Annotated in this window: 20 protein-coding genes and 1 rRNA gene; 1 reads left to right on the top strand and 20 read right to left on the bottom strand. The window is 43.2% G+C overall.

Going from position 1 to position 25274, the window contains the following annotated elements; genetic code table 11:
- Positions 1 to 35 precede the first annotated feature (35 nt).
- The 15 genes from M3180_RS00105 to metH form a co-directional block, all read right to left on the bottom strand.
- On the bottom strand, positions 36 to 1601 hold the full coding sequence (locus M3180_RS00105; RefSeq protein ID WP_251665188.1) for a response regulator transcription factor: 1566 nt from the start codon (positions 1599 to 1601) through the stop codon (positions 36 to 38).
- The gene (locus M3180_RS00100) at positions 1594 to 3351 is read right to left on the bottom strand and encodes a sensor histidine kinase (RefSeq protein ID WP_251665187.1); all 1758 of its coding nucleotides are present in this window, start codon (positions 3349 to 3351) and stop codon (positions 1594 to 1596) included. Before M3180_RS00100 ends, M3180_RS00105 begins: the two co-directional genes overlap by 8 nt.
- Positions 3352 to 3452: 101 nt before the next feature.
- Positions 3453 to 4127, bottom strand: coding sequence for a GNAT family N-acetyltransferase (locus M3180_RS00095; RefSeq protein WP_251665186.1), 675 nt, complete (start codon positions 4125 to 4127; stop codon positions 3453 to 3455).
- 39 nt (positions 4128 to 4166) lie between these two features.
- Entirely contained in the window at positions 4167 to 4829 is a 663-nt protein-coding gene (locus M3180_RS00090) for a GNAT family N-acetyltransferase (protein ID WP_251665185.1), read from the bottom strand.
- A 24-nt stretch (positions 4830 to 4853) separates the two neighbouring features.
- Positions 4854 to 5720, bottom strand: a complete 867-nt coding sequence (locus M3180_RS00085) for a carbon-nitrogen hydrolase family protein (RefSeq protein WP_251665184.1) — start codon at positions 5718 to 5720, stop codon at positions 4854 to 4856.
- A gap of 11 nt (positions 5721 to 5731) precedes the next feature.
- Positions 5732 to 7087, bottom strand: coding sequence for a sensor histidine kinase (locus M3180_RS00080; RefSeq protein WP_251665183.1), 1356 nt, complete (start codon positions 7085 to 7087; stop codon positions 5732 to 5734).
- Positions 7087 to 7782 (bottom strand): response regulator transcription factor, encoded by a 696-nt coding sequence (locus tag M3180_RS00075; protein WP_251665182.1) that lies wholly within the window; start codon positions 7780 to 7782, stop codon positions 7087 to 7089. The genes M3180_RS00080 and M3180_RS00075 overlap by 1 nt, the downstream gene beginning before the upstream one ends.
- Before the next feature lie 74 nt (positions 7783 to 7856).
- Complete coding sequence (locus M3180_RS00070; RefSeq protein WP_251665181.1) at positions 7857 to 9398, bottom strand: serine/threonine protein kinase; 1542 nt, start codon at positions 9396 to 9398, stop codon at positions 7857 to 7859.
- A 125-nt stretch (positions 9399 to 9523) separates the two neighbouring features.
- A complete protein-coding gene (locus M3180_RS00065) occupies positions 9524 to 10546 on the bottom strand; it encodes an SAM-dependent methyltransferase (RefSeq protein ID WP_251665180.1) in 1023 nt (340 codons plus the stop codon).
- Positions 10539 to 10898 (bottom strand): cyclic-phosphate processing receiver domain-containing protein, encoded by a 360-nt coding sequence (locus M3180_RS00060; RefSeq protein ID WP_251665179.1) that lies wholly within the window; start codon positions 10896 to 10898, stop codon positions 10539 to 10541. The genes M3180_RS00065 and M3180_RS00060 overlap by 8 nt, the downstream gene beginning before the upstream one ends.
- Positions 10899 to 11476: 578 nt before the next feature.
- Positions 11477 to 12295 carry a DNA-formamidopyrimidine glycosylase family protein gene (locus M3180_RS00055; RefSeq protein WP_251665178.1) on the bottom strand — a complete coding sequence of 273 codons (819 nt, stop codon included), beginning with the start codon at positions 12293 to 12295 and terminating at the stop codon, positions 11477 to 11479.
- Positions 12296 to 12456: 161 nt separating this feature from the next.
- A complete protein-coding gene (locus M3180_RS00050; protein ID WP_251665177.1) occupies positions 12457 to 13248 on the bottom strand; it encodes a TIGR01457 family HAD-type hydrolase in 792 nt (263 codons plus the stop codon).
- A gap of 56 nt (positions 13249 to 13304) precedes the next feature.
- Positions 13305 to 14777 (bottom strand): ribonuclease H-like domain-containing protein, encoded by a 1473-nt coding sequence (locus tag M3180_RS00045; RefSeq protein ID WP_251665176.1) that lies wholly within the window; start codon positions 14775 to 14777, stop codon positions 13305 to 13307.
- The gene (locus tag M3180_RS00040) at positions 14734 to 17082 is read right to left on the bottom strand and encodes a DEAD/DEAH box helicase (protein WP_285855538.1); all 2349 of its coding nucleotides are present in this window, start codon (positions 17080 to 17082) and stop codon (positions 14734 to 14736) included. Before M3180_RS00040 ends, M3180_RS00045 begins: the two co-directional genes overlap by 44 nt.
- Before the next feature lie 155 nt (positions 17083 to 17237).
- Complete coding sequence (gene metH / locus M3180_RS00035) at positions 17238 to 20684, bottom strand: methionine synthase (RefSeq protein ID WP_251665175.1); 3447 nt, start codon at positions 20682 to 20684, stop codon at positions 17238 to 17240.
- A 142-nt stretch (positions 20685 to 20826) separates the two neighbouring features.
- Here metH and M3180_RS00030 point away from each other — a divergent pair, with 142 nt between their 5' ends.
- On the top strand, positions 20827 to 21366 hold the full coding sequence (locus M3180_RS00030; protein WP_251665174.1) for a 1,2-dihydroxy-3-keto-5-methylthiopentene dioxygenase: 540 nt from the start codon (positions 20827 to 20829) through the stop codon (positions 21364 to 21366).
- Positions 21367 to 21437: 71 nt separating this feature from the next.
- Here M3180_RS00030 and M3180_RS00025 read toward each other — a convergent pair whose 3' ends face one another.
- From M3180_RS00025 to rrf, 5 genes are all read right to left on the bottom strand, one after another.
- A complete protein-coding gene (locus M3180_RS00025) occupies positions 21438 to 22385 on the bottom strand; it encodes a metallophosphoesterase (protein ID WP_251665173.1) in 948 nt (315 codons plus the stop codon).
- A 175-nt stretch (positions 22386 to 22560) separates the two neighbouring features.
- Positions 22561 to 23349, bottom strand: a complete 789-nt coding sequence (locus M3180_RS00020; RefSeq protein ID WP_251666318.1) for an HAD family hydrolase — start codon at positions 23347 to 23349, stop codon at positions 22561 to 22563.
- A gap of 22 nt (positions 23350 to 23371) precedes the next feature.
- Positions 23372 to 23884, bottom strand: coding sequence for a hypothetical protein (locus M3180_RS00015; RefSeq protein WP_251665172.1), 513 nt, complete (start codon positions 23882 to 23884; stop codon positions 23372 to 23374).
- Between the two features lie 28 nt (positions 23885 to 23912).
- Positions 23913 to 24113: a DUF896 domain-containing protein gene (locus tag M3180_RS00010; RefSeq protein WP_251665171.1), complete on the bottom strand. Its 201-nt coding sequence runs from the start codon at positions 24111 to 24113 to the stop codon at positions 23913 to 23915.
- A gap of 1041 nt (positions 24114 to 25154) precedes the next feature.
- A 5S ribosomal RNA gene (gene rrf / locus M3180_RS00005) occupies positions 25155 to 25271 on the bottom strand.
- Positions 25272 to 25274 lie beyond the last annotated feature (3 nt).

The raw sequence follows: 25274 nt of genomic DNA, 5'->3' as shown, positions 1-25274 counted from the left end.
CCGTGCTGTGAACAGCCCGTTCCTCTGCAACATGATCATTCGGATATACTCGGTGATTTGCGATATTCCGTTGGTGTTTGGCCAGTGCGCTTCTTAAAAACCTGGCTAAAATATTGCGGATTATCACCAAAACCAAGCTGCTCAGCAAGCTCAAATACTTTGACGTCATTAGAGGATTCTATGATGTTAATGGCCTTCTCGATCCGCAGTCTCATTACGTAATTCGAAAACTTCTCGCCTGTTTCTTTTTTGAACAGCTTCCCTAAATAATCAACATTCATAAACAATACATCATTAGCAATCCAATTAAGAGATAATGTGGATTGATCTAAATGCTTCTGTACAATATCAATGACACGTTCAACTATAGACGAATGCTTTTTCTGCTGAATTTGCAAATTTGTCGTTGTAATTTGTTGAGCAACCTCTAGTATATATTGCTCGATCGCTCGCAGCGTGTGCAGCTCCTCAAGCTTTGCAATGGTAGGCATATAATCATTACTTTCCTCCTGCATACTGTGTCTCGTTATCGAAACGAGCAAGGAGAGAGCATACGACTTGGACATTGCTGTATCAAGGCGGCATTCTGATAGTTCCTGAAAATATCGATTTATTTCACTTTCAGCTGAATGCCAGTCTCCTGATTTCATAAAAAACGATAACTGACCTTCATCGAAATAAAATGACGGTGTATCAGATCTCAAATTGATCAGATCATTAGTTGTAATGATCGCACCTTCGCCTAGATAGAAGCGATAGTTCAAGCATTCAAGTGTATCATGATACATATTCCGTACCCTACTTATTGTTGCTGTATCGCTAACCGCAATTGTTAAATCTAGCCTGTAATATTCGTGATAAGTCCTTTTTATCTGCTCAAGCCTAGTAAAGAGCCATTCCTTAGCGTAGCTTGCCTTAAGTAAAAGTAATACTTGACTTCCAATCGTTGTACCGAGCTGGACGATGGATGAACCGAGCACATCCTCCGCTATATTTTTAACAGCAAACAAATGCTCATATTCGTAGCTTCCCTCCAGCTGAAGTAAAATGAGCTGAATATAGCCAAGGTCCTCTGAGATGTGGAATAAACGACGATATTCCTCCCAATCCCTCTGCCCATACATTTTGTTCGTCACCAGCTCCTTCAGAAACTGCTCCTTCGCATGTGGCAGAGCCTTAGCTAGCTCTAGCTCCATATGACGCATGAATTGCTCCTTCTTACGAGTTTGCTGAAGGTCGCCTATTACTTCCTTTAAGGCGTCAATGATAAGCTTCTCGTTGCACGGCTTTAACAGGTAATGCTTTACGCCAAATTGCATCGCTTTCCTTGCATAATGAAAATCATCAAAGCCCGAAAGCATAATAAAAGCTAACTCAGGATACAGCTCTCTAGCTGCCTCAACAAGCTGAAGACCATCCATACCTGGCATTCTAATATCCGAAATAACAATATCTGGTTGCTGTTCTTTAATGAATTGTAATGCTTCAATCCCGTTGCGTGCCGTTCCAATTAATTGAGCATCGAAGTCATTCCATTGAATTAACGTAGATATTCCTTCAAGTATTATCCGTTCATCATCAACAAGCAGCACTTTATTCATACTCATCCCTCACAACATGTGGCAGTTTTAATGTAACCTTCGTACCTGCTCCAATCGTGCTGTCAATGTGAAGTCCATACTCTTCACCATAAAGCATAAGTATCCGCTCTCTTATATTACCAAGCCCAAGCCCGGTTCCTTTAGTCTCTACCTCGCCTTTATTTAGCTGCGCTACATAAGAATCAGACATACCAGGTCCATTGTCTTCGACAGTTATCATTAGTAATCCGTTAATGTCTGTTGCCGTGATAATTATTGAACAAGGCTCAATCATCGGCTCCAATGCGTAATTGACTGCATTCTCAACAAGCGGCTGTACAGATAGCTTTGGAATTCCACTGCTTAATAGATGCTGAGGAATATGAACAGTAAACTCGAGCCGTTCCTCAAAGCGTAGCTTTTGAATAACGAGATAATGGTTAATGATCTCTAGTTCTCGTTCTAGTGTAATGATGGAATCTTTATCGTTAATGGATAATCTGAGTAAAAATCCAAGTGATTCGACCATTTGAGAAATGCGACTCTGATTGCTCATCTTCGCCATCCAGTTAATAGATTCCAACGTATTATATAAGAAATGAGGATTGATTTGAGCTTGTAGTGCCTTGAATTGTGTATCCTTAATGACAAGCTGCTTGACATAGTTTTCTTTTATGAGCTCATTAATGCGCTCAAGCATAATACGAAAATGCCGCTGAATTTGGCCAACCTCATCCATCGCTATCACCGTTGTCTCTTCGTCCTGATAATCAAAGTTACCAAGCTGAACTCTTCTCATTTTTAGTGTGAGTCTTTCTAGTGGGTCGGTTATGCGACGAGAAAATTGAAATGCGACGATTACAGCAATGAAAAATAGGATGATATAAACGGCTAATACAATATTTTTTGCATTAACTATGCTGTGGAATATTTGATTGTAGGGCATGATTGTGACATATGTCCAATCTGTATATGCAGATAAACGATAGGAAATAAAATAAGCATTATTTTTCTGTCTAACGATTTTATAGCCTTGATCGTAATCACTAATATCAGAAAGCGCTTGCATATCAAAATCTATCTTATCAGGATAAATCATCTCATGATTACTATTGATAATGATAAACTGCGCATCCTTACGATCCAAGCCTGTAGCATAATCAGAAAACAAACGATTAACATCGATACGAACGGCTAGCATTCCTAAGCTCTCCAAAGAAAGATTCTGAAATCTTCGTACACTTCTAACCGCTGTTAATGTTCGGTCATTCTCGTCTGGTGTCGTCCATGCGATACCTCCCTTTTCATTCTGTGCATCGAGCTTCAAACGTGCTAAGCGAGGTTTATTGAGGGTGATTGGTCTTGACCCTACGGTGTATTCTTTATCGTTAATGTCGTAAAGATTAAAGGAAAGCACATATTTATCTAACGCACCTAAATCAACCATACGCTGTCTAATCTTAGTAAATAGAACATAGCTGCTATAATTGGCCTCTTCGTTCCTGATGTCCCACAAATAGTCTTGTATATCTGGATCTGTAACAACGTTAAAGGATAGCGCTGCGATTTTTTTGAGCTCATTCTCCATCCCTAACGAAGAAATGCTGATTGCCTGAGAGGATTGCTCATACATTAGCTCGTCATATGCATAAAAAGCATAGCGGTGCACAAGGTTCGTGATTAGGATGACACTAGCCATTAACAAAGCTATCAATATAAATATTTTATATTTGATCTTTAGATTAGAAAATATCGTGCCCCAGCCAATCATATCTCTCCTCCTACAAGCAATGCTCACCTACCTAAAAGATGTCATCCCCTTCCGGTTAGAAGGAGATGACATCTGTTTTTACAAAGGAGTATTCATTATTTCTATAGTGGCATTAACTCAACATCAGTCTTACTCTTAAGCTTATCAACCATATCTTGCCACTGCTTAGGCTTATTAGGCAATGCAGAGTAATAGGTTTCAAGAAAAGTAGCAATTAGGTTAGCTGGGAGCTTCTGCAGCTCTTCGTCTGCTGGCAGGAAGCATAGATCCAGCTCAGAAACAGCGTTGCCTTCGTGATCCCACGATGGATGTACATACGTGAAGTTAAGACGTTTATAGCCCATATGAGAAAGCACTTCACGACGAACGATCGGATTCATCGGAGACACTCCACCAAATTCATGGCTTTGCGCACGATACGGATCATATATTTCAGCGAACATCCCAATTGGCGTATTTCCTGCTTTAGCAGCCAGCTTCTGTAGATCCTTTTCACGCTGGCGCATTAGAAAACGTCCAATGCCCATATTAGGCTCACCAATGATCGTGAAATCAGTCATTGCCACCTGCATATCAGCATAATATCGATATTCTGTCGCTCCTACCACCTTGCCATCATGTAGTGCAACATAAACGTGAATGGTAGGGTCCTCAAGCGGCTCCCTCCATAGCTCATAAGCAAGTACCTCTTCAGGTGGAAATATCGTCCCTAGCAATTGGTGCATAGCAGGAAACTGAGGGTCATCGATCGATTGTATACGATGATAGGTTAACATAACGATTACCTCCTAGTAATAATCCAATAATGTATACAACTATGTTATAAACGGATTTCTCCATTGCATAATGGTTCCATAATTGCATGACTCTTCGTCTTCCAAATAATTTTCAGCAACAGCGACAGGCACCCGACCACAGCGCAGTAAAAAAGTAATAACTGGATCCTTCAGCTCTCCTGCCATCACCTTGTCTACATACTGCTCGGCAGAGAGCTGATCAGCATGCTGTGAGTATCCAGGCATTCTCCCGCCACCCAATAAAGCTGATAGGCCCAGATGTACGACCGTTTCATACATCGACTGCATAAGCCATTTGCCAATCCCCGACTTACGATAAGATGGAACAACACATATGTCTACGACATACAGTGTGTCTCCATGCGGATTATGGTTTCGAATAAAGCCTTCATCTGTAATTTCACTCCATGTATGCTTATGACCATATTGCTCCAGCTGAACGATTAGTCCAGTCATGGAGCCAACGATGGTACCGTTCACTTCCGCACATAAAGCACCTTCAGGAAAACGAGTGATATGCTCCTTCAGCTGCTCCTTGTTCCACCATAGCTCTTCAGGAAATGGGGGCGGAAAGCTAAGCCGTTGGACATCGATCAATCCTTCGATATCAGCCAGTGTATAGTTACGAATCGTAACAAGCTCCGGCTTTCCGTCCTGAATGACGTACAGCTGTTTATTCACGGCAACTCACCCCTTATATCGACATTATGAAGATGACCAATCGGTATATAGGTCGGTACGTCGATCACGCCAAGTCATGACTGAGCCCTTTGCTCGAACGTCTTGCAGCAGCGCTAGGTCAAGGTCGCCAACAACGAGCATATCGTCATTGATTACACCTTCAGCGATGATGCCTCCTGGTGGGAAAGGGATATCATTGGGCGCCAGAATTGCAGCCTGACCATAGTTAGCACGCATAAAATCTACGGAGCGTAGTGCACCAACTGTACCCGTTGTAACGACATAAATTTGATTTTCAATCGTTCTCGCGTGGCAGCAATAGCGCACACGATGAAAGCCGTGGCGATCATCTGTACAGGATGGGCAATAAATAACGTCTGCCCCCTGCGCGCGTGCCATTCGTACGATTTCAGGAAATTCAATATCGTAGCAGGTAAGCATTGCAATTTTACCGAAAGGCGTATCGAACACAGCAACACCATCTCCAGCACTCATATCCCACTCCTCCACCTCAGTCGGTGTTAAGTGGATCTTGTGCTGTATCTGAATATCTCCTTGAGGAGAAAAATAATGCGCGGCATTACGACGCGTTCCATCCGACATAGCTACGACATGTGTCCCGCCAATTAGATGCATGTGATAAGAAGCCGCTAATGACTTAAAAAGCTCAATATACGCGTCCGTATAATTCGGCAGCTTGTCGATCGTTTGTGCATTCCCTTGCTCATCTGGAATAGAAAGCAGCTGGGTCGTCATAAATTCCGGGAACAGCAGCAGCTGTACTCCATACTCCGATGCGTTACGGACATAATGCTCCACCTGATGAGCGAATTGCTCAAATGTTGTAATATCCGCTAATTTATATTGAACCGCTCCTACACGATATTTCACAGTATGCCTCCTTATTTTCGCTGTCTGAATTGTAGCGTAATCGTAGTACCTAGATCAATCATGCTGAATACTTCTACTTTACCTTCATGCAAATCAATAATACGCTTAGCAATGGCAAGTCCAAGACCAACACCGCCAGTCGTACGGGCACGCGCACCATCGACGCGATAAAAACGTTCAAATAAGTGTGGGATTTCATTCTCAGGTATGCCAATCCCTTTATCCTTCACTTCCAATCTAACGATGCCCTTTGACTGTGATACGGAAATATCAATGGGCTCCTTAGAGTACTTAATCGCATTATCTATCAATATAACGAGCAGCTGTTGAATTTTATCCTTATCACCAACCATTCGTACATTATGAGACTTTGCTTTCACTCTTATCGAACGCTGGAACGTTGTTTCCATCATCGTTGCAATTTCTTCAACGACAGGAACAACATCAAACGTTTCTAGCTTTAGCCAATCCTCCTGCTCCGCTTCTGTTAGCGTAAGCATCGACTTCGTTAGCGTTTGTAGTCGAGTCGTCTCTCTCGCAATCGCATCAATCGCTTCATTACGAACATTCTCATCGTCTGATCCCCAGCGCTTTAGAATGTTGGCATAGCTTGAAATAACCGTTAGTGGTGTTTTAAGCTCATGAGATGCATCGGCTACGAAAAACTTTTGACGCTCGTATGTTCGATCTAATCGATCGATCATTTGGTTAAACGCACGGATTAGCTGCTGTAGCTCTGCAGATTCCTCACGCTCACCAAGCTCAATCTTTCTCAGCTTCCCGCTTCGGTCAATTTCTCGCATAGTCGTTACCATCTGCGATATAGGCTCTGTGAGTCTAGATGTAAACCAATATGTACCAAAAATAGCGAATAGTATCGCTCCACCGCTCGTTACGCTTAATGCAGCAATCAAAATTTGAAGGTAATCATCAAGCTCATCGAGAATTCTTGTAACCTCCAGCATTGCGATAACTTGACCATCCTCAAACAGAGGAACGCGGGAATAGATAATTCTCTCCCCGCCCTTTGTCATAATGCCATTGTTTTGATATGAGCTATATTCAGCTGTTAGCTCAAGTAATATCTCATTAGACCCTGATATGTTCACGACACGATTGTTAGGACTAATAATGCGAATCATTTCGTTCACATTATAATATTCATTCAGTAGATCTGCAGTATTCAAGCCTCTTCCACTTTGAATCCTCGGATTCTCGAGAAGAAGCTTGACTTTGTTCGCAATAATCTCTTCTTCACTTTCTGTCGTAATCTTGATGACATAAAAATAAACAAAAATATTAAAAAAGATAAGAATTAATATTAACCAAAAAATCGTAAATAACGTAAACCGTTTTCGCAGTGTCATCAATCTGGCTCCTTGATCATATAACCAACGCCACGCACTGTATGAATTAGCTTGTAGCGATAACCCTTGTCAAGTTTTTGACGAAGATATCGGATGTACACATCCACTAAATTGGTTTCACCAATAAAGTCATAGCCCCATACCTCCGATAAAATTTCTTCTCTTGATTTTTCCTCGTTGACATGCTCAATAAGAAAAACCAACAATTCAAATTCACGCGGAGTTAACTCAATCACATTGTCCTTCCTCGTTACCTTACGAGTTCTTAGCTCAATGGTCAGATCTCCTAGCGTTATAACATCAGAGCCATCTTGATCCTTAGGCTTCTGCTGAAAAATGCGTAATATATTCCGAACACGAGCAAGCAATTCCTCAACCGCAAACGGTTTTGTAATATAATCGTTCGCTCCGTGCTCAAAGCCACTCACTTTATCTGGTACTGTGTCACGCGCCGTCAGTAAAATGATTGGAATTAAATTGCCGGCTTGTCTTACTTGACGAAGCACTTCAATGCCACTCATCTTCGGTAGCATAACATCTAATAGAACAAGCTGATACTCTCCGCTGTTAATCATCTCATAGCCCTGCTTACCATCAAATGCAAGACCTACTTCATAGCCTTCATGCTCCAGCTCCAGCTGAAGTATTCGCGCTATCCCCGATTCATCTTCTACGACTAATATTTTATCGCCCATTATGGTGCACCTACCTTTATATAATCGGTATATTCATCATAATAGAAGAAAGGACATTATTGCAAGCATACATGTCACTTGATTAATGACATTAAATATTTCTTAATTTGTCTTGTTATATCTTGGTACGGCGGATAGCTGTTTTGCATACATATACTTTTCAATATTTGCTTGGCAGGAAGCTCAGGTATGCGAAACGAGGAAAGCTCTCCAGCTAAGCTTTTCCAGGATGATCGGCCATGGAACGATTGATCTCGATTATGAATCCATCGAACAGTAACGTTAGAGCGATTCGCCTGCTGTAGCAATTGATGTATTCGATATAAGCTACGAGGCGATTGCTTCAAAGTCCAGGGGCTATCAACAAGTAGAATGAGATCAGCATGCTGCACGATGTACTCAAGCTCTTTTTCGTTCCAATGCGAGGAATAATCAATAATAACATCATGCTGTAATGCTAAGCTTGCAGTTAGCTCTACAGTATGCTGCAACCGGTCCTCCGCACAGTTTTCTTCGTTAAGTGGATTAATCATAAATATTCTACCTGCTCCAACCGTTGCACATTCGTATGCTTCATCAATGAGTTCTAAGCCGCTGCCGCTATGCTCACTTTGCCTATATTGATCGTAGTGATAGCTTAGCTCTCCTTCGTCTAAGCGATGCTCAATCAATGAGTATGGCATGTCTCTATCCTGGTACAGCTCACGTAAGGAAAGACTGACAAGTGTGGCGCCTGCACCTTTATGCGCTGATAGCACAGCAATCCTTTTGCCAACATAGTAAGCATTATTCCCACTCTTGTTCTGAAGCTCTCCCCCATGAAGCAGCTGTAGCTTCTTCATTCTGTGTAAAACGTCGTCTATACTTTGCGGACGGTGCAGTGGTTGCTCCTGAATGCAATCCACGATGAGCTCTCTCAAACCTTTTGGAAAAGCCAATAGCTTGCGAAGTAAGGATCGCTCTACTTTCCCTCCTTTTATCCATTTGGTTGGATCTAGCCCTAGCATTCTCAATAACAGCGCTCCGAAGCTGTAAATATCTGTACGTTCATCTGTCGGCTTGCCGCTAAGCTGCTCAGGAGAGGAATAACCGCGCGTGCCAAACATTACGGTACTGCCATTGTTTTTCCCAAGCTGCTTGCTGATTCCAAAGTCAATTATCTTAATGGTTCCATCGTTTGCTAGCATAATATTGGATGGCTTCAAATCACGATGAATGATTGGCGGCTGCTGTGTATGCAAGTAAGCCAAAGCCTCCAACACATCGATTAGCACATAGAAAATATAGCTTAACGGTAATGGCTTAGATTGCTCGTTCAAAAGCTGACCGAGATGAATGCCATTAATCCATTCCATAACTAGACACGGCCTTGATTGATGCGAGGTGTAATCATAAATAATTGGCAAACAGCGGTGCTGCAGGCGAGTTAGAATTAATGCTTCTTGCTCTAGCCCCTGCTCGAGCTGTGCTTCAGTATGCTTTAATATTTTTATCGCACGCAGCGCTCCGTTTAACTTCATATCTCGTGCGAGATAGAGCTCTCCCATCCCTCCTTCCCCTGCTTTATGTATAGTCTGATATCGTTCTGCAATTAAGCCTTGTAAGCTAGCGTTCATCTTGCGATTTCCTCCTCTCAAATAAAAAAAGCACTCTTAGCCATGCGATAGGGCATAGCTCAGAATGCTTTTCTGATCCATTTATTAGATTGTACTTCGATTATATAACAGCAAAGGCTGATGTACTATTTCTTCTTCTGTAAAAAGAGCGTAATTTCCTCTCGATTGTGAAACAGCTGCTTCGCAGCAATAATAGTAAAGGCGTTGCTTAGTCGCTCCTTTACTTCTCGAATACTTTGCAGTCCTTTTTTATGCATTAGCTTAACCGTAATTATCGCTAATGATTGAGGCTTAAGTGCTGGCTGCAGTTTTAAAATTAGCTTACTCATCTCAATAGGACTCCAGCTCATATCGCATACAAGAAGGTCATGACTTCCAGCTGGCAGCTTAACCGCTGATGCATTCATCCTTAGATGTGTAAGCGCAGGATGATCCTTAATGCGAGCATCCAATGCTGCAGGATCAATTGCTGTCACCTTTAAGCCTCTCTCTAGCAGCAGGCTCGTCCAGCCTCCAGGGGCAGCTCCTACATCGATTGCTGCATGAAAGCTGCTGTAATCAAGTCCAAATACCTTTTCGGCTTCCAGAAGCTTGAACTTTGCTCTCGAGATTTGACCTTCCTCTCTTTGAAAGCGAATAGCGCCACCAGGCCAGTCAGAGCCCATTTCCTGCACCGTTCCAAAGCCGATAAGCATCTCATCCTTATGTGCAAATAGCGCAATAATTAAGTCAGGCTGCTGCAGGACTGGTTCTGCCCCGACAGCTAGCAGAGCTTCATCCATTGCTTGCTTGAGCTGCTGCTTCGTTGCAGTAAGCTGGTGCATTTTACTCATACGAATATGAGTAGCAACTCGCTTTCCAGCAAGCGAGCTGTCTATATAATGAATCATCTCTGCCAAGGAACGCTGGTCGCCAGTGATATCACCTGTAATCGTCACCATTCGATCTATAGGCTGTATGTGTCGTACAAATATTAATTCTGATGTGTTCAGCTTAGCTTGAACCTCATCATTTTCGAGTGGAACCTCGAACTGATACACTTCACCAGGAATCAATTGTACGAATGTAATTTGTGAAAATATTTTGCGCAGTTCCTCCATCCCATAGGGAGAGAAGCCTTGATTGGATGTTGCGATCCACTTACTCATTCTGTTCCTCTTTCACTTGTTTTCGCTTTAGCGCTTCTTCAAGCTCTTCCTTTGTCATTGGTCGTGCATACAGCTCATAGGAAGCTGGTACTTGCTGTCGTAATGCTTCGTACATTTGTTGCTTTCCATACATGCTCGAAGTATGCAAATAGATGCATCTTGGATATTTTCCAGTCTTCATCAGATGCTTAACTACTTCGTAGCCTGTCGGTTCATTCCAGCCCAAATCGTAGTCAAGTGATAGAATGTCAATTTGCTCATGATCAATGAGCAGCTTGCACTCCTCGGCATTTTTGGCAAGCACAAAGCCTTCAGGGCAGTAGCGGAAGTCATCTAGGTATACATGAATCATACTCCAAGGCTCCTTATTTATATAGAGGTTGTTCAAAAAAATTAGCTTTGATCACGATGCATGTCTGAACGCTTATTCGACTTCGAATCTTGAATTCAGCCGAGCCTTCCGATGCTCACGTACCAATACCGTACGCTGCGCTTCTCAGTCTCTAAGCTTTATTCAACCTTCTCGGTGCTGAAAGCTAAACCTTTTGAACCCTTATTGAATTGGTTGTTCATAAAGTCCAGCTTTAATCACGATGCATATGCTGAACGCTTATTCGACTTCGAATCTTGAATTCAGCCGAGTCTTCCGATGCTCACGTACCAATACCGTACGCTGCGCTTCTCAGTCTCTAAGCTTTATTCAATCTTCTCGGTGCTGAAAGCTAAACCTTTTGAACCCTTATTGAATTGGTTGTTCAAAAGATTCAGTTTTGATCACGATGCATATGCTGAACGCTGTTTCGACTTCGAATCTTGAATTCAGCCGAGCCTTCCGATGCTCACGTACCAATACCGTACGCTGCGCTTCTCAGTCTCTAAGCTTTATTCAACCTTCTCGGTGTTGAAAACTAAACCTTATGAATTATTTTTTTACTGTTCGTTTAATTGCTTCAAAGGGCTAATATAGCATTTCTGCTTTGCGACAACGATAAGCTCTACTTGCTCATTCTCTGTATCAAGAACGAATTTCCCATCTCTACCATAAACGGCTAGTCGCTCAGCGTAGCTGCCCGTCAAAGTGTCCTGAGCATACAGCGGCTCAGTTCGAACACCACCATCGGCGATTGCTGATCTCATCATATTTCGAATCGTCTCATACAAATTCGTTGCTTCCTGTTCATTTAAACTATTCACTTTTCTTGCCGGATGCAAACGCGCTGCGTATAATATTTCATCACTATAGACCGGTCCAATACCAGTTACAACGGAGGCATCAAGTAAAAAGGTTTTCAACGAGCTGCGTTTTTTACTAAGCTGTTCTCTAAAGTAAACCTCTGTAAAGCGTCGATCCAATGGATCCGGTGCACAAACCTTTAGCTGGTCTTCAACCTCTCTTACAGTCGTTAACTGAACAGCTTGCTCCTCTAGCTTGCTAAACGACATAAAGCGTTCACCGAAGTATAGCACGAGGTCTGGGCTTCCTTTTGCCTTCTCTCCCGCTTCTCCGCCATAAAATGAAGATTGATCGCTTAAGTAAATCATTAGTCTTTTTCCCGTATCAAGATGAAGCACGAGATGACCAGCTCGACGTTCAACAAACCAAATGGTCGTATTAATAAGCTGCTCACAGAATGGAGATTTTTTTCCTGTGATTACTTTAGCGCCGCATTGAATTTTTGTAATGGCGACACCGGTATATTTTTCAGCTATTATCGCTCGTATGACTTCTAATTCAGGTAATTCGTACATTGCCATATGCCTCCTGTGTATCAACGTTTCCAAACGGACGTTGAAAGCTGTAACTATTAATAATATTAATCTTATATATTAACTTATATTAGCTGATCTTGTCATGTTAGCATATCAGCCTTGAGAAATGCACTTTTGATTGCTGTTGTTCGCACATTAATCTAGCTCATCAATGCTTGCTTGAGCTCATATAAATCCGGATAGCAATACGTAGGCTCGCATTCAGCAAGCATACGATACTCCTCTACATTAGCTGGTGTTGTAAGTCCTGTATATAGCAGCACGGTATCACAGCCTGCTTCAACACCAGATCGAATATCGGTTAGCATATTATCTCCTACAACGAGTGCTTGCTCAGCTGCGCAATTGAGCTTATCAAGCGCATATTGAATAAGGATGCGCGAAGGCTTGCCGATGATCACAGGCTCCTTGCCGCTCGCAGCTTTAAGCATTGCCCCAATTGACCCCGCGCCTGGAATAAATCCGCCATTCGCAGGCAACAGTAGGTCTGGATTCGTCATAATAGATGTAGCTCCGTCCCTAATCGCTTGAACAGCCTTTATTGCTTTCTCATAGGTAAACGACCGATCGATGCCTTGAACGACGATATCTGGTTGTTCATCGGTAATCGTTATTCCTTGCTCTAGCAACGCTTGCTGCAGACCATACTCACCGATCATCATCACACGTGCCTTCGGCATGTGCTGCTTAATATAATAAGCAGTAGCCTGAGCAGAGGTACAAACATCGTCAGGCTCTGCGTCTATCCCCATATTATTCAATCGCTCAGCAACCTGCATCGGCGTCGCTGAAGAATTATTTGTCACAAAGCGATAGCTCCACTCCTGCTTGCGCAGGAAAGCAATGAGCTCAGCGGCTCCTTCTATCGGCTTATCGCCATGATATATCGTTCCATCTAGATCTATTAATAAGGCATGGTAGCGTAATTTCAACGTTGTCAACTCCTACGAAAACTATCTTCATTACAACATATCATACATTTTACATTCTATACAGACAGTCTGCACTTCTTTTTTATTCGTTCTATTCGTTTATTTAACTCAGAAAGCTCTTTTTCCTTCTGCTTAGTCTCTCTTCTCGATACACTTTGCAGCTGCAGCTGAAACTCATAAGCAAGCGAAGCGTAATGTAGTGCTTGAAGTGGCTGCTTTGCTTTATGCTCATAGTACATCGATAGCTCAATTGCGGCTTCGACCTGAGTACGACTTGCAAATGCCCCGCTTGTCATTACGATTTTTTCCCAAAGCATTAGTGCACGCTGCATTTCATTGTATTTTTTATCACGCATCGCCAGCATCATAATCGTCTGACTGCTTTGCTGTGGAATATGTGCGGCTAATTGGAATAGCTGCTTCGAATAAAGGAAGCGTCCCATTTTCTCTAGCCATAAGCCAGTGCGAACAAGCTCCTCTGGCTCGCTTGGCTGCTGAACGATAGTACGTACATCCTCGTTGCTTAATAAATGCCCGAAGCGGATAGCGAGCGTAACGAGAGACATCATATCAATCTCATTATGCTTGTAGACATCTTCAAGCTCACTCGGATCGCCACTTGATAAAAAATTAAAGTAGCGTGCTGGCGCCTCTGATCCAGGTAGATCATCCACTCTTATAATACCGAGACGCATTTTTTCAATATGACTGAGCTTACATGACTCTAGTGTGTTCCGCCATATCGCTCGCGAAGGATGCAGTAGATCAATATGCAGTGGCTGCCAGATCGTCTCTCGCATACCGTTCAACATATATCTACTATGAAGCAACGGCCAATCAAAGCTCTTACCATTATAAGTAACGAGATGGGAGAAATGTGCCGTTAATTGATGTAAATAAGCTAGCATCGCTCTCTCCTCAGCAGGATGGCGGATTAACGCTTGCTGCACAACAAATTGCTCGTTCTCCCAAAAAGCGAGCCCAACCATAAATGGAATATTGCCAGTGCCGCTGCCTAGACCTGTAGTTTCCAGATCTAAAAACAAAAACTGCTCAAGCTCTGCCTCCTGCTCAGGGTAGAATGCATTGAGATGCAATCCAGCTTGCTGCCATTCACCGAACTGATGCATTCCAATTGCTTCATCACGGCGATAGGTACGCGTCCGCATAAGAAACGTACCAAATTCGTTTTGTGCCAGCTGGACATGCAGCTGATTCCATTTATGAGCATGTGCCTCCTCATCATGAAGGGGCACGAGCTTTAACAAGTTCGTTAATTTCGAAGCTGATTCTAGCTTCGCATCTAACTCCAATAGGTTAGCTTCAGGAGGGAACGAGGGTTGGCTTATACCTGCTTGAGCTGCGTAAGGGCTGCTTCCTTCTGTATAGCTGCCATCTTGATATAGAGCCAATTCTTGCGCTATCGACTTCTTCTCTGCAGCAGCCGTATTGTGGATATCCATCTGCTCACCAGCTTGTGATGGCTTAATTCCTTTCAGACGCTCTAGCCGCGCCCTCAGCATGCTCATCGCTCTCTTCCCCTTTACTTATTTGTATGTGTTCTTCACTGTTTAGAAGCTGCAGCGCTGTTTGCTTGCCCCATATGCCTACCTCTTCTATAGGTCCGACACACGCAGGACAGCCGCTTACACAGCCGCATTGCTGTATTAACTGCTCGGCGTTATCTAGCAGCGTCTCATGCAGCTCATATAGCCTTTTGCTAAGCCCAATGCCACCTGGATAACGATCGTAGAAAAATATCGTTGGCTTCCCCGAGTGAACAGCCTTCACCTGAGGTACGACACGTATATCGAAGGGATCACACATTAAGTAAAGCGGCGCCACATTACCAAGCACATTGGCAAGCCCCATTAATGCTGATTGCATCTGATCCTTCGTTAGCTTCGAGGTTAGCTCGTCAGAGAACGTAAACCAGTAGCTTGATGTATGCAGCTCTTCCTCCGGCAGATGAATCGGACCTGAACCAATGTTCTCATGAGTGAGCAAGCGAATCTTTTTGAAGATCGTTGGCTGCGCATTTACCGTTACCTCTCCGTAATACTGCTCCAGATGACCCAAAGTTTTTTCCTTATCGATATGAAGCACCTTAAGCTCTACAGCTAGATTCGCATCCGTATAATAATCGACATCCACCTCACGCACGTACGCCTTCTTCTCCTCATAATCCAGCATCTCTACCTGATACTGTACACCCTCATGGATATAAATCGCTTCCTCATGAATTAGGGTAGGTGCGCTAAAGCGGTCGACTTCTCCTATAACCTTATTACGATTGCTAATATCGATAATGATAAAGTTCTCTCCTGCTGCTGTGCGCAGCGAAATATTGTGCGCTGGGAACGATTGCTCCATCCAATACCAAGTGTCACCTACATGGTGCAGCACCTTCTCCTCGGTTAAAAACTCCATCATATCCTCTAAGCGCTCGGCACCAAACTGCTCCCCTTGCTTGAACGGAAGCTCGTAGGCCGCGCACTTGACATGGTCGATTAATATAAGCAAATTATCTGGATCAATTAAAGCCTGCTCTGGCGGTCGATTGAAAAAGTAATCTGGATTTTGAATCATATATTGATCTAGCGGGCTACTGCTCGCAACAAGAAAAGTAACAGATATCTCGTTGCGTCTACCGGCGCGCCCAGATTGCTGCCATGTGCTCGCAATCGTTCCAGGGTATCCATTCAATACACAAGCCTGCAGCTGCCCGATATCTATACCGAGCTCTAGTGCATTCGTGCTCACAACTGCTTTAATCTCACCTGAACGAAGACCGTGCTCAATCTCTCTGCGCAGCTTCGGCAGATACCCTCCACGATAGCCGCGAATCGTGCGATCGTTCACTTTATGCTCCGTCAGCTCCTGCAAATAAGTAAGCAGCAGCTCAACACGTACTCGGCTTCGAGCAAATACGATCGTTTGCAGCCCTTGCTTAATTAATGAGCTGGCAAGCTTTTTCGTCTCGATTACGCTGCTTCTGCGAATGCCAAGCTGGGCATTGACTACTGGAGGATTGTAAAAGATAAAGTGCTTCTCTCCAGCTGGTGCACCGTTGTTGTCTACGACATGAACGGGCTTGCCAATTAACCTTGATGCATGCTCACCAGGATTATCAATCGTTGCAGATGCGCATAAAAACTGCGGGTTCGAACCGTAAAACTGACAGATTCTTAGTAGCCGACGCAGTACATTCGCAACGTGTGAGCCGAATACACCTCGGTACGCATGAACCTCGTCGATGACGATATATTTTATATTTTCAAAAAGCTTTACCCACTTCGTATGGTGTGGAAGAATAGCAGAATGCAGCATATCAGGGTTTGTTACAACAATATGACCTGCGTTACGGATCGCAGTACGTATGCTAGGAGCTGTATCTCCGTCATATGTATGTGTTTTAAGCTCACAATCCATTAAATCTGCAAACTGCTGGAGCTCAGCAACCTGGTCCTGTGCAAGTGCCTTTGTAGGGAACATATACAGCGCTCGCGACTCTGGATGACTAACAATCTCCTGAAGCACCGGCAGATTATAGCAGAGTGTCTTACCCGAGGCGGTAGGCGTTACAGTGACAACATGCTCTCCACTCTGCGCCGCAGAAAAAGCAGCTGCCTGATGACTATACAGCTGATCCATTCCTTTCGCATGCAGCGCTTTAAGAAGCTCTGGATGAAGCCCCTCAGGAAGTGGTGCATAGACCGCATCTCGAGGTGAAATCGTTCTCCACTCCGTCACATTGTCCATAATTTCCCGCTGCTGCTTCAGGCTCTCAAGCCACTCTGACATATCCCTTGCTTTCCCCGTCCACTCATTCATTTTCAATCTCCTCTTTCTTACACCGCTTCTCTTTTCCTCTCTATAGTGTATCGAATGCATGTTCGATGTTCAATACTGGATTATGGAAATACGTCATGGCAAAAAAATGCTGCTGACCAAAGGAGCTACAACTCCTCTGACCAACAGCATCTGAATTACGCTTTATCTACATTGAAATATTGTGCTTCTGGATGTGCGAATACCATGGCTGATACTGAAGCCTCTGGCTCCATCATAAAGCCTTCTGTCAGCTCTATTCCGATATCCTCTGGCTGCATCAGCTCGAACAATGGACCCTGATCCTCAAGATTCGGACAAGCTGGATAGCCGAACGATACGCGAATCCCTTGATATCTTGCTCCAAAGCGCTGCTTCATCGTCATCTCTGGCGGATCTGGATAGCCGCATTGCTCACGCATCATATGGTGAATCTTCTCAGCTAAGCCTTCTGCTGTCTCGAGCGCGCAGGCTTGCAGTGCATGAGAGCGTAAATAATCTCCTTTTTCCTTCCATTGATTAGACAGCTCACGAATCCCGCTTCCAGCAGTAACAACTAAGAACCCAACATAGTCCATCACACCACTGTCCACCGATTTTAGATAATCGGCTAAGCAAAGGAACGGCTCCACCTGCTGTCTAGGGAAGGAGAAGCGTTTAATTTCCTTCGTATGATCATTCGGATCGTAAATAATGACATCGTTGCCGGATGATTGAGCAGGGAAGAATCGATACATCCCATTTGCCTCTAAGAAGCCTTCCGCCATTCCTTCACGATAAATCTGATCAACCATATCCTTCAGCTGCTCCGTTCGTTCGTCTCCGGCAGCCAGCAGCTTGTCGACTTGACCTTTGACACCTAGGTGATGGCCAAGCAGCATTTGCATATTAACGTACGGTAGCACTTGACCTAGTGGAATGTTCCGTAAAATATGGCGCTCTGTATCTGGTGGCATAAATACCGGCGCATCTGGTGAGATGCTCGAACGCGCTGCTCTCGTCATCGGAGGCAGCTTTTTCTTTTCCTCCGCTTCGTTAGCAAGATTAGCACGCTGCTCCGCAATTTCCTGCTCCAGCTCTGTTCTCAGCGTAGCAGTTGTGAGCTTATTCGCAAGCTCCAAGCCATCCATCGCATCCTTCGCGTAGATAACCATTCCATCGTATTCAGGTAATATTCTAGTTCTTGTAAATTTGCGAGTTAAAGCTGCCCCGCCAACAAGAATTGGCGCGTCAATACCTGCATTGCGCAAGTCCTGTGCGGTTAAGACCATTTGCTGGGCGGATTTAACGAGAAGTCCTGATAGACCGATAGCATCAACCTTCTCCTCACGATACGCTTCAATAATGCGATCTGGCGGTACCTTAATACCGAGGTTAATAATTTTGTAGCCGTTATTCGATAGAATAATCTCAACGAGATTTTTACCGATATCATGCACGTCGCCCTTAACAGTCGCCAGCATAATTTTACCCTTGGTTGCTGTTTCTGTTTTCTCCATAAACTGCTCTAGATGAGTAACAGATGCCTTCATGACCTCAGCGCTTTGCAGCACTTCTGCTACGATCAGCTCGTTGTTGTTAAACAATCGGCCGACCTCTTCCATCCCCTTCATGAGCGGTCCGTTAATAATATCAAGCGGCGTATATTTCTCACGGGCTAGATCAAGGTCGGCAATTAAACCTTCCTTCGTCCCTTCAACGATATAGGATGCCAGACGCTCCTCTAGCGTCAGATTCGAAAGCTTTTCCTTTTTCTCGACCTTTTTATTACGGAAAGCAGCGACAAAATTAGCTAATGTATCATCATTCGTATTATAGATCAGCTGCTCTGCCAGCTCTCTCTCCTCCGCTGGTATAGAGGCATAACGCTCCAGCTTCTCTGTATTGACAATGGCGTAATCAAGTCCCGCCTTCGTCGCGTGATACAGATAAACCGAATTCAGCACCTCGCGGCCAGCATCAGGTAAACCGAATGATATATTACTTAGGCCTAGAATCGTCTTCGTGCGAGGGTATTTTTCCTTGATCATGCGAATGCCTTCCAATGTTTCCACGGCAGATCCAATGTATTGCGGATCTCCTGATCCAATCGGGAACATATTCGGGTCAAAGATAATATCCTCTTCATTCACGCCATACTTATTAACGAGAAGATCATATGCACGATCAACGACTTCTAGCTTGGCTTCACGCGATACAGCCTGTCCACGCTCATCAATAAGAATCATGACCACAGCCGCCCCATACTTATGAATAAGCGGCACGATTTTTTCGAATTTTATTTCGCCATCTTCGAGATTAATAGAGTTAATAACGGCTTTACCTTGTGAATATTTTAGACCAAGCTCAATAATATGATCGTACGTTGAGTCAATCATAATCGGAGCTTTAATTTTCTTCATTACCTGCGGTAAAAATTGTTGTACCGCATAGGCTTCATCAATTTCTGTATCCTGCAAATTGATATCTATAATATGCGCACCGTTTTTCACCTGTGAGCGAGCAATCTCAGATGCTTCATCATATTTTTCTTCTTTGATGAGGCGTTTGAACTTTCTCGAGCCAGAAATATTAGTACGCTCACCGATCATAATCGGACGGTTGTCTGCTTCGATAAATACAGGCTCTATCCCTGACACAGCATCGGCATGCTCACCTAGCTGAGTGCGAGGCTTATATTGTGCCATCGTTTCAGCCATTGCGCGAATATGCTCTGGTGTTGTTCCACAGCATCCGCCTGCAATATTAAGCCAACCATTTTCTGCGAAATCAGCGAGCTTTCTCGCCAATGATTCTGGACTTTCGTGATAATGTCCATTTTCATCTGGTAGCCCTGCGTTCGGGTAGCAAGACACGCTGCTTCGTGCGATATCGCTCAATGTACGAATATGATCTCGCATAAACTCTGGACCCGTTGCACAGTTCAAGCCTACCGATATCGGCTTCAGATGCTCTAATGAAATATAAAAGGCATCAATGGTTTGGCCCGCGAGCGTCGTTCCCATTGGCTCAATCGTACCTGAGATCATAATCGGCAATGTTTTGCCGGTTGCTTCAAAGGCATTACGCACACCGATACTGCCTGCTTTAACATTTAGCGTATCCTGTGAGGTTTCAAGCAAGATTACATCAACGCCGCCTTCGATTAAGGCTACAGTTTGCTCATAATAGCTTTCTACTAGCTGATCAAAGGTTACACCGCCAGTTACAGACAATGTCTTAGTCGTTGGACCAAGAGCACCTGCTACGAATCGAGGCTTGTCCGGCGTACTGAACTTATCTGCTGCATCACGTGCTAGCTTAGCTGCAGCCAGATTAATCTCTCTTGCCTTTTCAGGAATATCATATTCAGCGAGAACAACACTCGTAGCGCCGAACGTATTCGTTTCAATAATGTCTGCGCCCGCTTCAAGATATTGTTCATGAATGCGCTTGATAACATCGGGTCTCGTAAGAACGAGCATTTCGTTACAGCCATCCAATTCAGCTCCACCAAAATCGTCTTCCGATAAATTCTCCTGCTGAATCATCGTACCCATTGCACCATCTAAAATAAGAATGCGCTTTTCTAGCTGTTCTTGCAGCTTACTGGTTACCAATATCATACACCCTTCCCAAAATCACTATTTCAAAGTTTATCAGATATTCACACAACTTAAAAGGATTATAATCGACAAGAATGAGAATTTGAATTATAATAGTATTACTATAACAATTTAATTCCGATTGGAAAAGGTGGAATAATAGATGGCAGAGATAAGAATTCGAAACACAAATGAACGCATCAAGGGTGAACAAGCAGTTAGAGAGTTTCTTGCTCAATATGAAGTTATCTATGAGCACTGGGATACGAGCAAGCTTCGTGAGGACCTAAAAGAAAAATTCGTACTTACTGATGAAGAAAAACAAGAAATTCTAGATACATTCGATGCAGATATTCGCGATCTAGCTAGTCGTCGCGGCTACCTAACTTGGGATGTCATCACATTATCTGAAGCTACACCTAATCTTGAAGAGCTTCTTGCAAAATTCGAAAACGTTCATACTCATACTGAAGATGAAGTTCGCGCCATTACAGCAGGTCAAGGTATTTTCATTATTAAAGGCAATGATGAGATCGGCTACTTCGATGTCGAGCTTGAAGCAGGAGACGTTATCTCTGTACCAGAGCACACTCCTCACTTCTTTACATTGATGGAGAACAAAAAAATCGTTGCAGTACGTCTATTTATTGAAACAGAAGGCTGGATTGCTCATCCGCACCACGATCCTAGCTTCGTGAAATAATACTTAACCATATTAATAAAGCGAATGTCACTATTATCGTGATCATTCGCTTTTTTACTACAACAATTAAGCTATTCGGCTGTTAGTTTTATCGTTATAATTTCTGGTGGATTGAATACGCGTAATGGGAAGGCTGAGTTCCCAATTCCTCGACTTACAATCATACTCATCGAGCCATTTTCAAACTCCCCACTCGTATATTCTGGGAAAAAACCTTGATTAGGCGCATAGAGACCACCCATGAATGGGATTCGAATTTGCCCCCCATGAGCGTGACCGGTTAATACTAGATCTACCGCGTATTGCGTATACATCTCATAATACTCAGGGCGATGCGACAACAGCACCGTATACAAATTGCTGTCGATCGTTTCTGTAGCTCCCATTAGCATCGCCTTCATAATATTGTCACCACCACCGAGACCTACAAAGCGTTCTTCCATAAACGCCGTTGTCGGATCTGAGATGCCCACTACATTTATCGTTTGCTCATTATAGGTTATCGTTGTCTGTTTATTATTTAATATAATAACGCCCTTATCAACTAATGCTTTTAGAAAGGGCTCGTCCATGTTATCGAAGACTCGCTCATGATTGCCAAACACATAATAGACTGGAGCAATTTCCGTCAGCTCATCGACAAACTCAACGGTTTTCAAGTCTAAGACTTGAGTACCTTTCTCTTCTTGCATATGCTTGTCTCTTAAGTCAGTGTAGTACGTATAATCGATCAAGTCTCCAGTAATCACAATGATATGAGGCTCTTCCTTCCTCACCTTTTTTGTAATGTACTCTCCTGTCCGTTCATTGCGGATGGAGTGTAGATCGCTAAGCTGTACGATCGTAAAACCGTCTAGCGAGTCGTTTATTTTCGCATGAGTAATATGATATGTTGTTGTGCTCATTGATTTATTCATTACAAAATTAACAGTGAGTAGAACAATACACAGTACGGCAAGTGCACCGATCCATTTTAATAGCTTCTTACGTTTTGATTGTTTTCTTTTAACGGTTCTCATCGTTTCTCCTTTAGTATAAGCATTGTCGACATATCATTTAAACGAAAAAAGATGATGATTTGTTTCAGACTACTTATATTTAGCGGCCCATAGAAAAAAGAAAAAGCCTGAACGAAGGAGATTTCCTATCATTCAGGCTTTAATGAGTGATCAATGAATAACGATTCAATAAGTGCTAGGGTTCAATAATGTTAAACAGCTCTTGCAGGCTCTTGATCGTATGTGTAGGAATAATGTCATCATTGCGGTCTACGCCATGACGATTAATCCATACAGAATCAATTCCTGCTGTATTCGCTCCAAGAATGTCAGTTGTCAGCTTATCACCGACCATCACACATTGTTCGGCAGACAGTTCTAGCTTACTTAACGCATATTCAAAGATCGTAACGTCGGGCTTTCCTTTACCAAAGTCTCCCGAGATAATGATATGATCAAAATATGTAGCAAGCTCAGGTACTCCTGCAAGCTTTTCTTGCTGCAGATCAGGCGAACCATTCGTAAGCAGCAACAGCTTATACTTTCCTTTAAGCTGATCCAGCACCGCAAAGGTTTCCTCGTATACGAGTGGACGCTTGCGACGCTCTGCAGGGAACATCTCTCCTAGCTCTTTACCAAGCTGCTCATCGTGTACTCCAAGTGCAGCTAATCCTCTCGTCCATGCATCCGAACGATAGCTAGGCACAAATTGCTCTAGCTTCCGGAACTCCTCTTGCTTCCCTTCAGCAAAACGAGCCCAAAGTCCTTCGAACGGATTAATACCTATCATTTTCGTAAATGGAAATGCTTCAAACGCTTCATATATCTCTCTTGCTTCACGTCTTACCGCTTCCTCTAGCAAATCCTGATCTACTCCAGCTTTCTCTGCGGCATAGTCACAGGTTGCACGAAACGCTTCCCTTACACTACGCTCATCCCATAATAGCGTATCATCAAGATCAAACATTACAGCTTTTTTCACGATGGTTTCTCCTCCTAGATTGAATTTAGCCTTCTGTCCAAGTAATGTTGAATTTGTCAGCAAACTTCTTCAGCTCAACAGACATCTCATCGATTGGGAAGCGATTAAAGGTACGATTAAAAGCCCAGCTGCTTCCATGACTCGGAACGATGAATATATATCCGGCCTGTACCTTTATCTCCTTAATCGCTACAGCGAAAAGCTGCTTGTCCCCCATCATTCTACGAGATTGAATATAATCCTTACCAATGGTTAGGTATGGTTTACGGAAGAAAAATAACGCAGCAAGCGCCACATATGCGATAATTGTCAACCAGTACATCGTAGAAAACTCAAATTCCGGATTCATCAAGCTAATAATATTGTACATACCAATAAAAAATATTAATACGATAGGTAAAACGTAATTTCTACCTTTGAAGGTCAGCTCATGTTTTTTCTCCGTGTTGAGCACGAGATTGCCAACTCCAGCTTTTTTACGCTGTTTGTTGATTTGATCCATATTCTTTTTAACTTTTCTTTCCCAAGAACGTGACAAATGAACTCCTCCTCAAATATAACTATCGTTAATGCAACGGCTTTGTATCTGACTGTTCATCCTCAACATATTTGATACTATCAAGCTGTTGCTTAAAATTAGACTTAAACGTAGCTAGATATTTTGCTCTTAGCTCTGCACGCTCTGCTTGTTCAGCTGGAGTCAAGCCTACTGTTTTATTTTTTTTAGCTAAAACATTAATTCGAGCTATTAATTTATCCATATCCATTAAATCCACTCCTTCCCAATCTAGAATCTATTGCTACATGCTGCTGTTGGCAGATTAACTGAATACCGACAAAAATGTACAACAAGCCTATTATAACAAAAAAGCCACTAAAGTAACATCACAATTCCATGTACTTTAAACTCAAATGGAGTAAATTTGAATCGCAAACCATCTTCTAATTTTAACAATTACATTTTTACAAATTAACATGCTATGTCCGCACAACAAAAAAGCCTACTGCATACGCAATAGGCTTCCTTCGTGCTTGGCAACGTCCATTCCGCACCGGTTGTTTTATATCGTGATTACACTTCCTTGATTAACATCATGCTATGGCCTCAAGGTCGGCGTCTGAATCATCCTATACTACCGCTGCCTCATCATCGAATATACGTCGATCAGACACTCTCCTGAATTACCGCAATGACTACCTCAGCATTTCGCTTTCATTGATAGATCTGATTAAAAGTCTATAAATACAAACAAGCTTATACCAGCAACCTGTTACTGCAATGCACATTACACACATTCTTTTTTAGCTCATTACTCTAAACCTCACCGTCTGAGCTCTACGCAATCACCCTGCATCAACACTACATCTCCGCACAACAAAAAAGCCTACTGCATACGCAATAGACTTCCTTCGTGCTTGGCAACGGCCATTCCGCACCGGTTGTTTAACATCGTGACTACACACACTGATTAGCATCATGTTCTAACCTCAAGGTCGGCGTCTGAATCATCCTATACTACCGCTGCCTCATCTTCGAATATACGTCGAACAGATTCAGACACTCTCCTGAATTACTGCAATGACTTCCTCAGCAAGACACTTTTATTAATAGATACTGGTTAAAAGTCTATAGAGATAATCAAGCTTAAATCATTAGCTCGTTACTACGATGCACATTACAAACGTCGTAGCTTTAGCTCATTAAACCAAATCCTCACTGACTCGGCTCTGCGCAATCACCCTGCATCAACACTATATTCTCCGCACAACAAAAAAAGCCTACTGCATACGCAATAGGCTACCTTCGTGCTTGGCAACGTCCTACTCTCCCAGGACCCTGCGGTCCAAGTACCATCGGCGCTGAAAGGCTTAACGGTCGTGTTCGAGATGGGTACGCGTGGTTCCCTTTCGCCATCGTCACCAAACGT

The organism is Paenibacillus camelliae, assembly GCF_023715345.1.
Classification (GTDB): Bacteria; Bacillota; Bacilli; order Paenibacillales; family Paenibacillaceae; genus Pristimantibacillus; species Pristimantibacillus camelliae.
This window is presented reverse-complemented; position numbering and strand designations above follow the sequence as displayed.

Coding starts and splice junctions, on each gene's coding strand:
- M3180_RS00105 (WP_251665188.1), bottom strand. CDS start 1,601: ATGAATAAAGTGCTGCTTGTTGATGATGAACGGATAATACTTGAAGGA.
- M3180_RS00100 (WP_251665187.1), bottom strand. CDS start 3,351: ATGATTGGCTGGGGCACGATATTTTCTAATCTAAAGATCAAATATAAA.
- M3180_RS00095 (WP_251665186.1), bottom strand. CDS start 4,127: ATGTTAACCTATCATCGTATACAATCGATCGATGACCCTCAGTTTCCT.
- M3180_RS00080 (WP_251665183.1), bottom strand. CDS start 7,087: ATGACACTGCGAAAACGGTTTACGTTATTTACGATTTTTTGGTTAATA.
- M3180_RS00075 (WP_251665182.1), bottom strand. CDS start 7,782: ATGGGCGATAAAATATTAGTCGTAGAAGATGAATCGGGGATAGCGCGA.
- M3180_RS00070 (WP_251665181.1), bottom strand. CDS start 9,398: ATGAACGCTAGCTTACAAGGCTTAATTGCAGAACGATATCAGACTATA.
- M3180_RS00065 (WP_251665180.1), bottom strand. CDS start 10,546: ATGAGTAAGTGGATCGCAACATCCAATCAAGGCTTCTCTCCCTATGGG.
- M3180_RS00060 (WP_251665179.1), bottom strand. CDS start 10,898: ATGATTCATGTATACCTAGATGACTTCCGCTACTGCCCTGAAGGCTTT.
- M3180_RS00055 (WP_251665178.1), bottom strand. CDS start 12,295: ATGTACGAATTACCTGAATTAGAAGTCATACGAGCGATAATAGCTGAA.
- M3180_RS00045 (WP_251665176.1), bottom strand. CDS start 14,777: ATGAGCATGCTGAGGGCGCGGCTAGAGCGTCTGAAAGGAATTAAGCCA.
- M3180_RS00040 (WP_285855538.1), bottom strand. CDS start 17,082: ATGAATGAGTGGACGGGGAAAGCAAGGGATATGTCAGAGTGGCTTGAG.
- metH (WP_251665175.1), bottom strand. CDS start 20,684: ATGATATTGGTAACCAGTAAGCTGCAAGAACAGCTAGAAAAGCGCATT.
- M3180_RS00030 (WP_251665174.1), top strand. CDS start 20,827: ATGGCAGAGATAAGAATTCGAAACACAAATGAACGCATCAAGGGTGAA.
- M3180_RS00025 (WP_251665173.1), bottom strand. CDS start 22,385: ATGAGAACCGTTAAAAGAAAACAATCAAAACGTAAGAAGCTATTAAAA.
- M3180_RS00010 (WP_251665171.1), bottom strand. CDS start 24,113: ATGGATATGGATAAATTAATAGCTCGAATTAATGTTTTAGCTAAAAAA.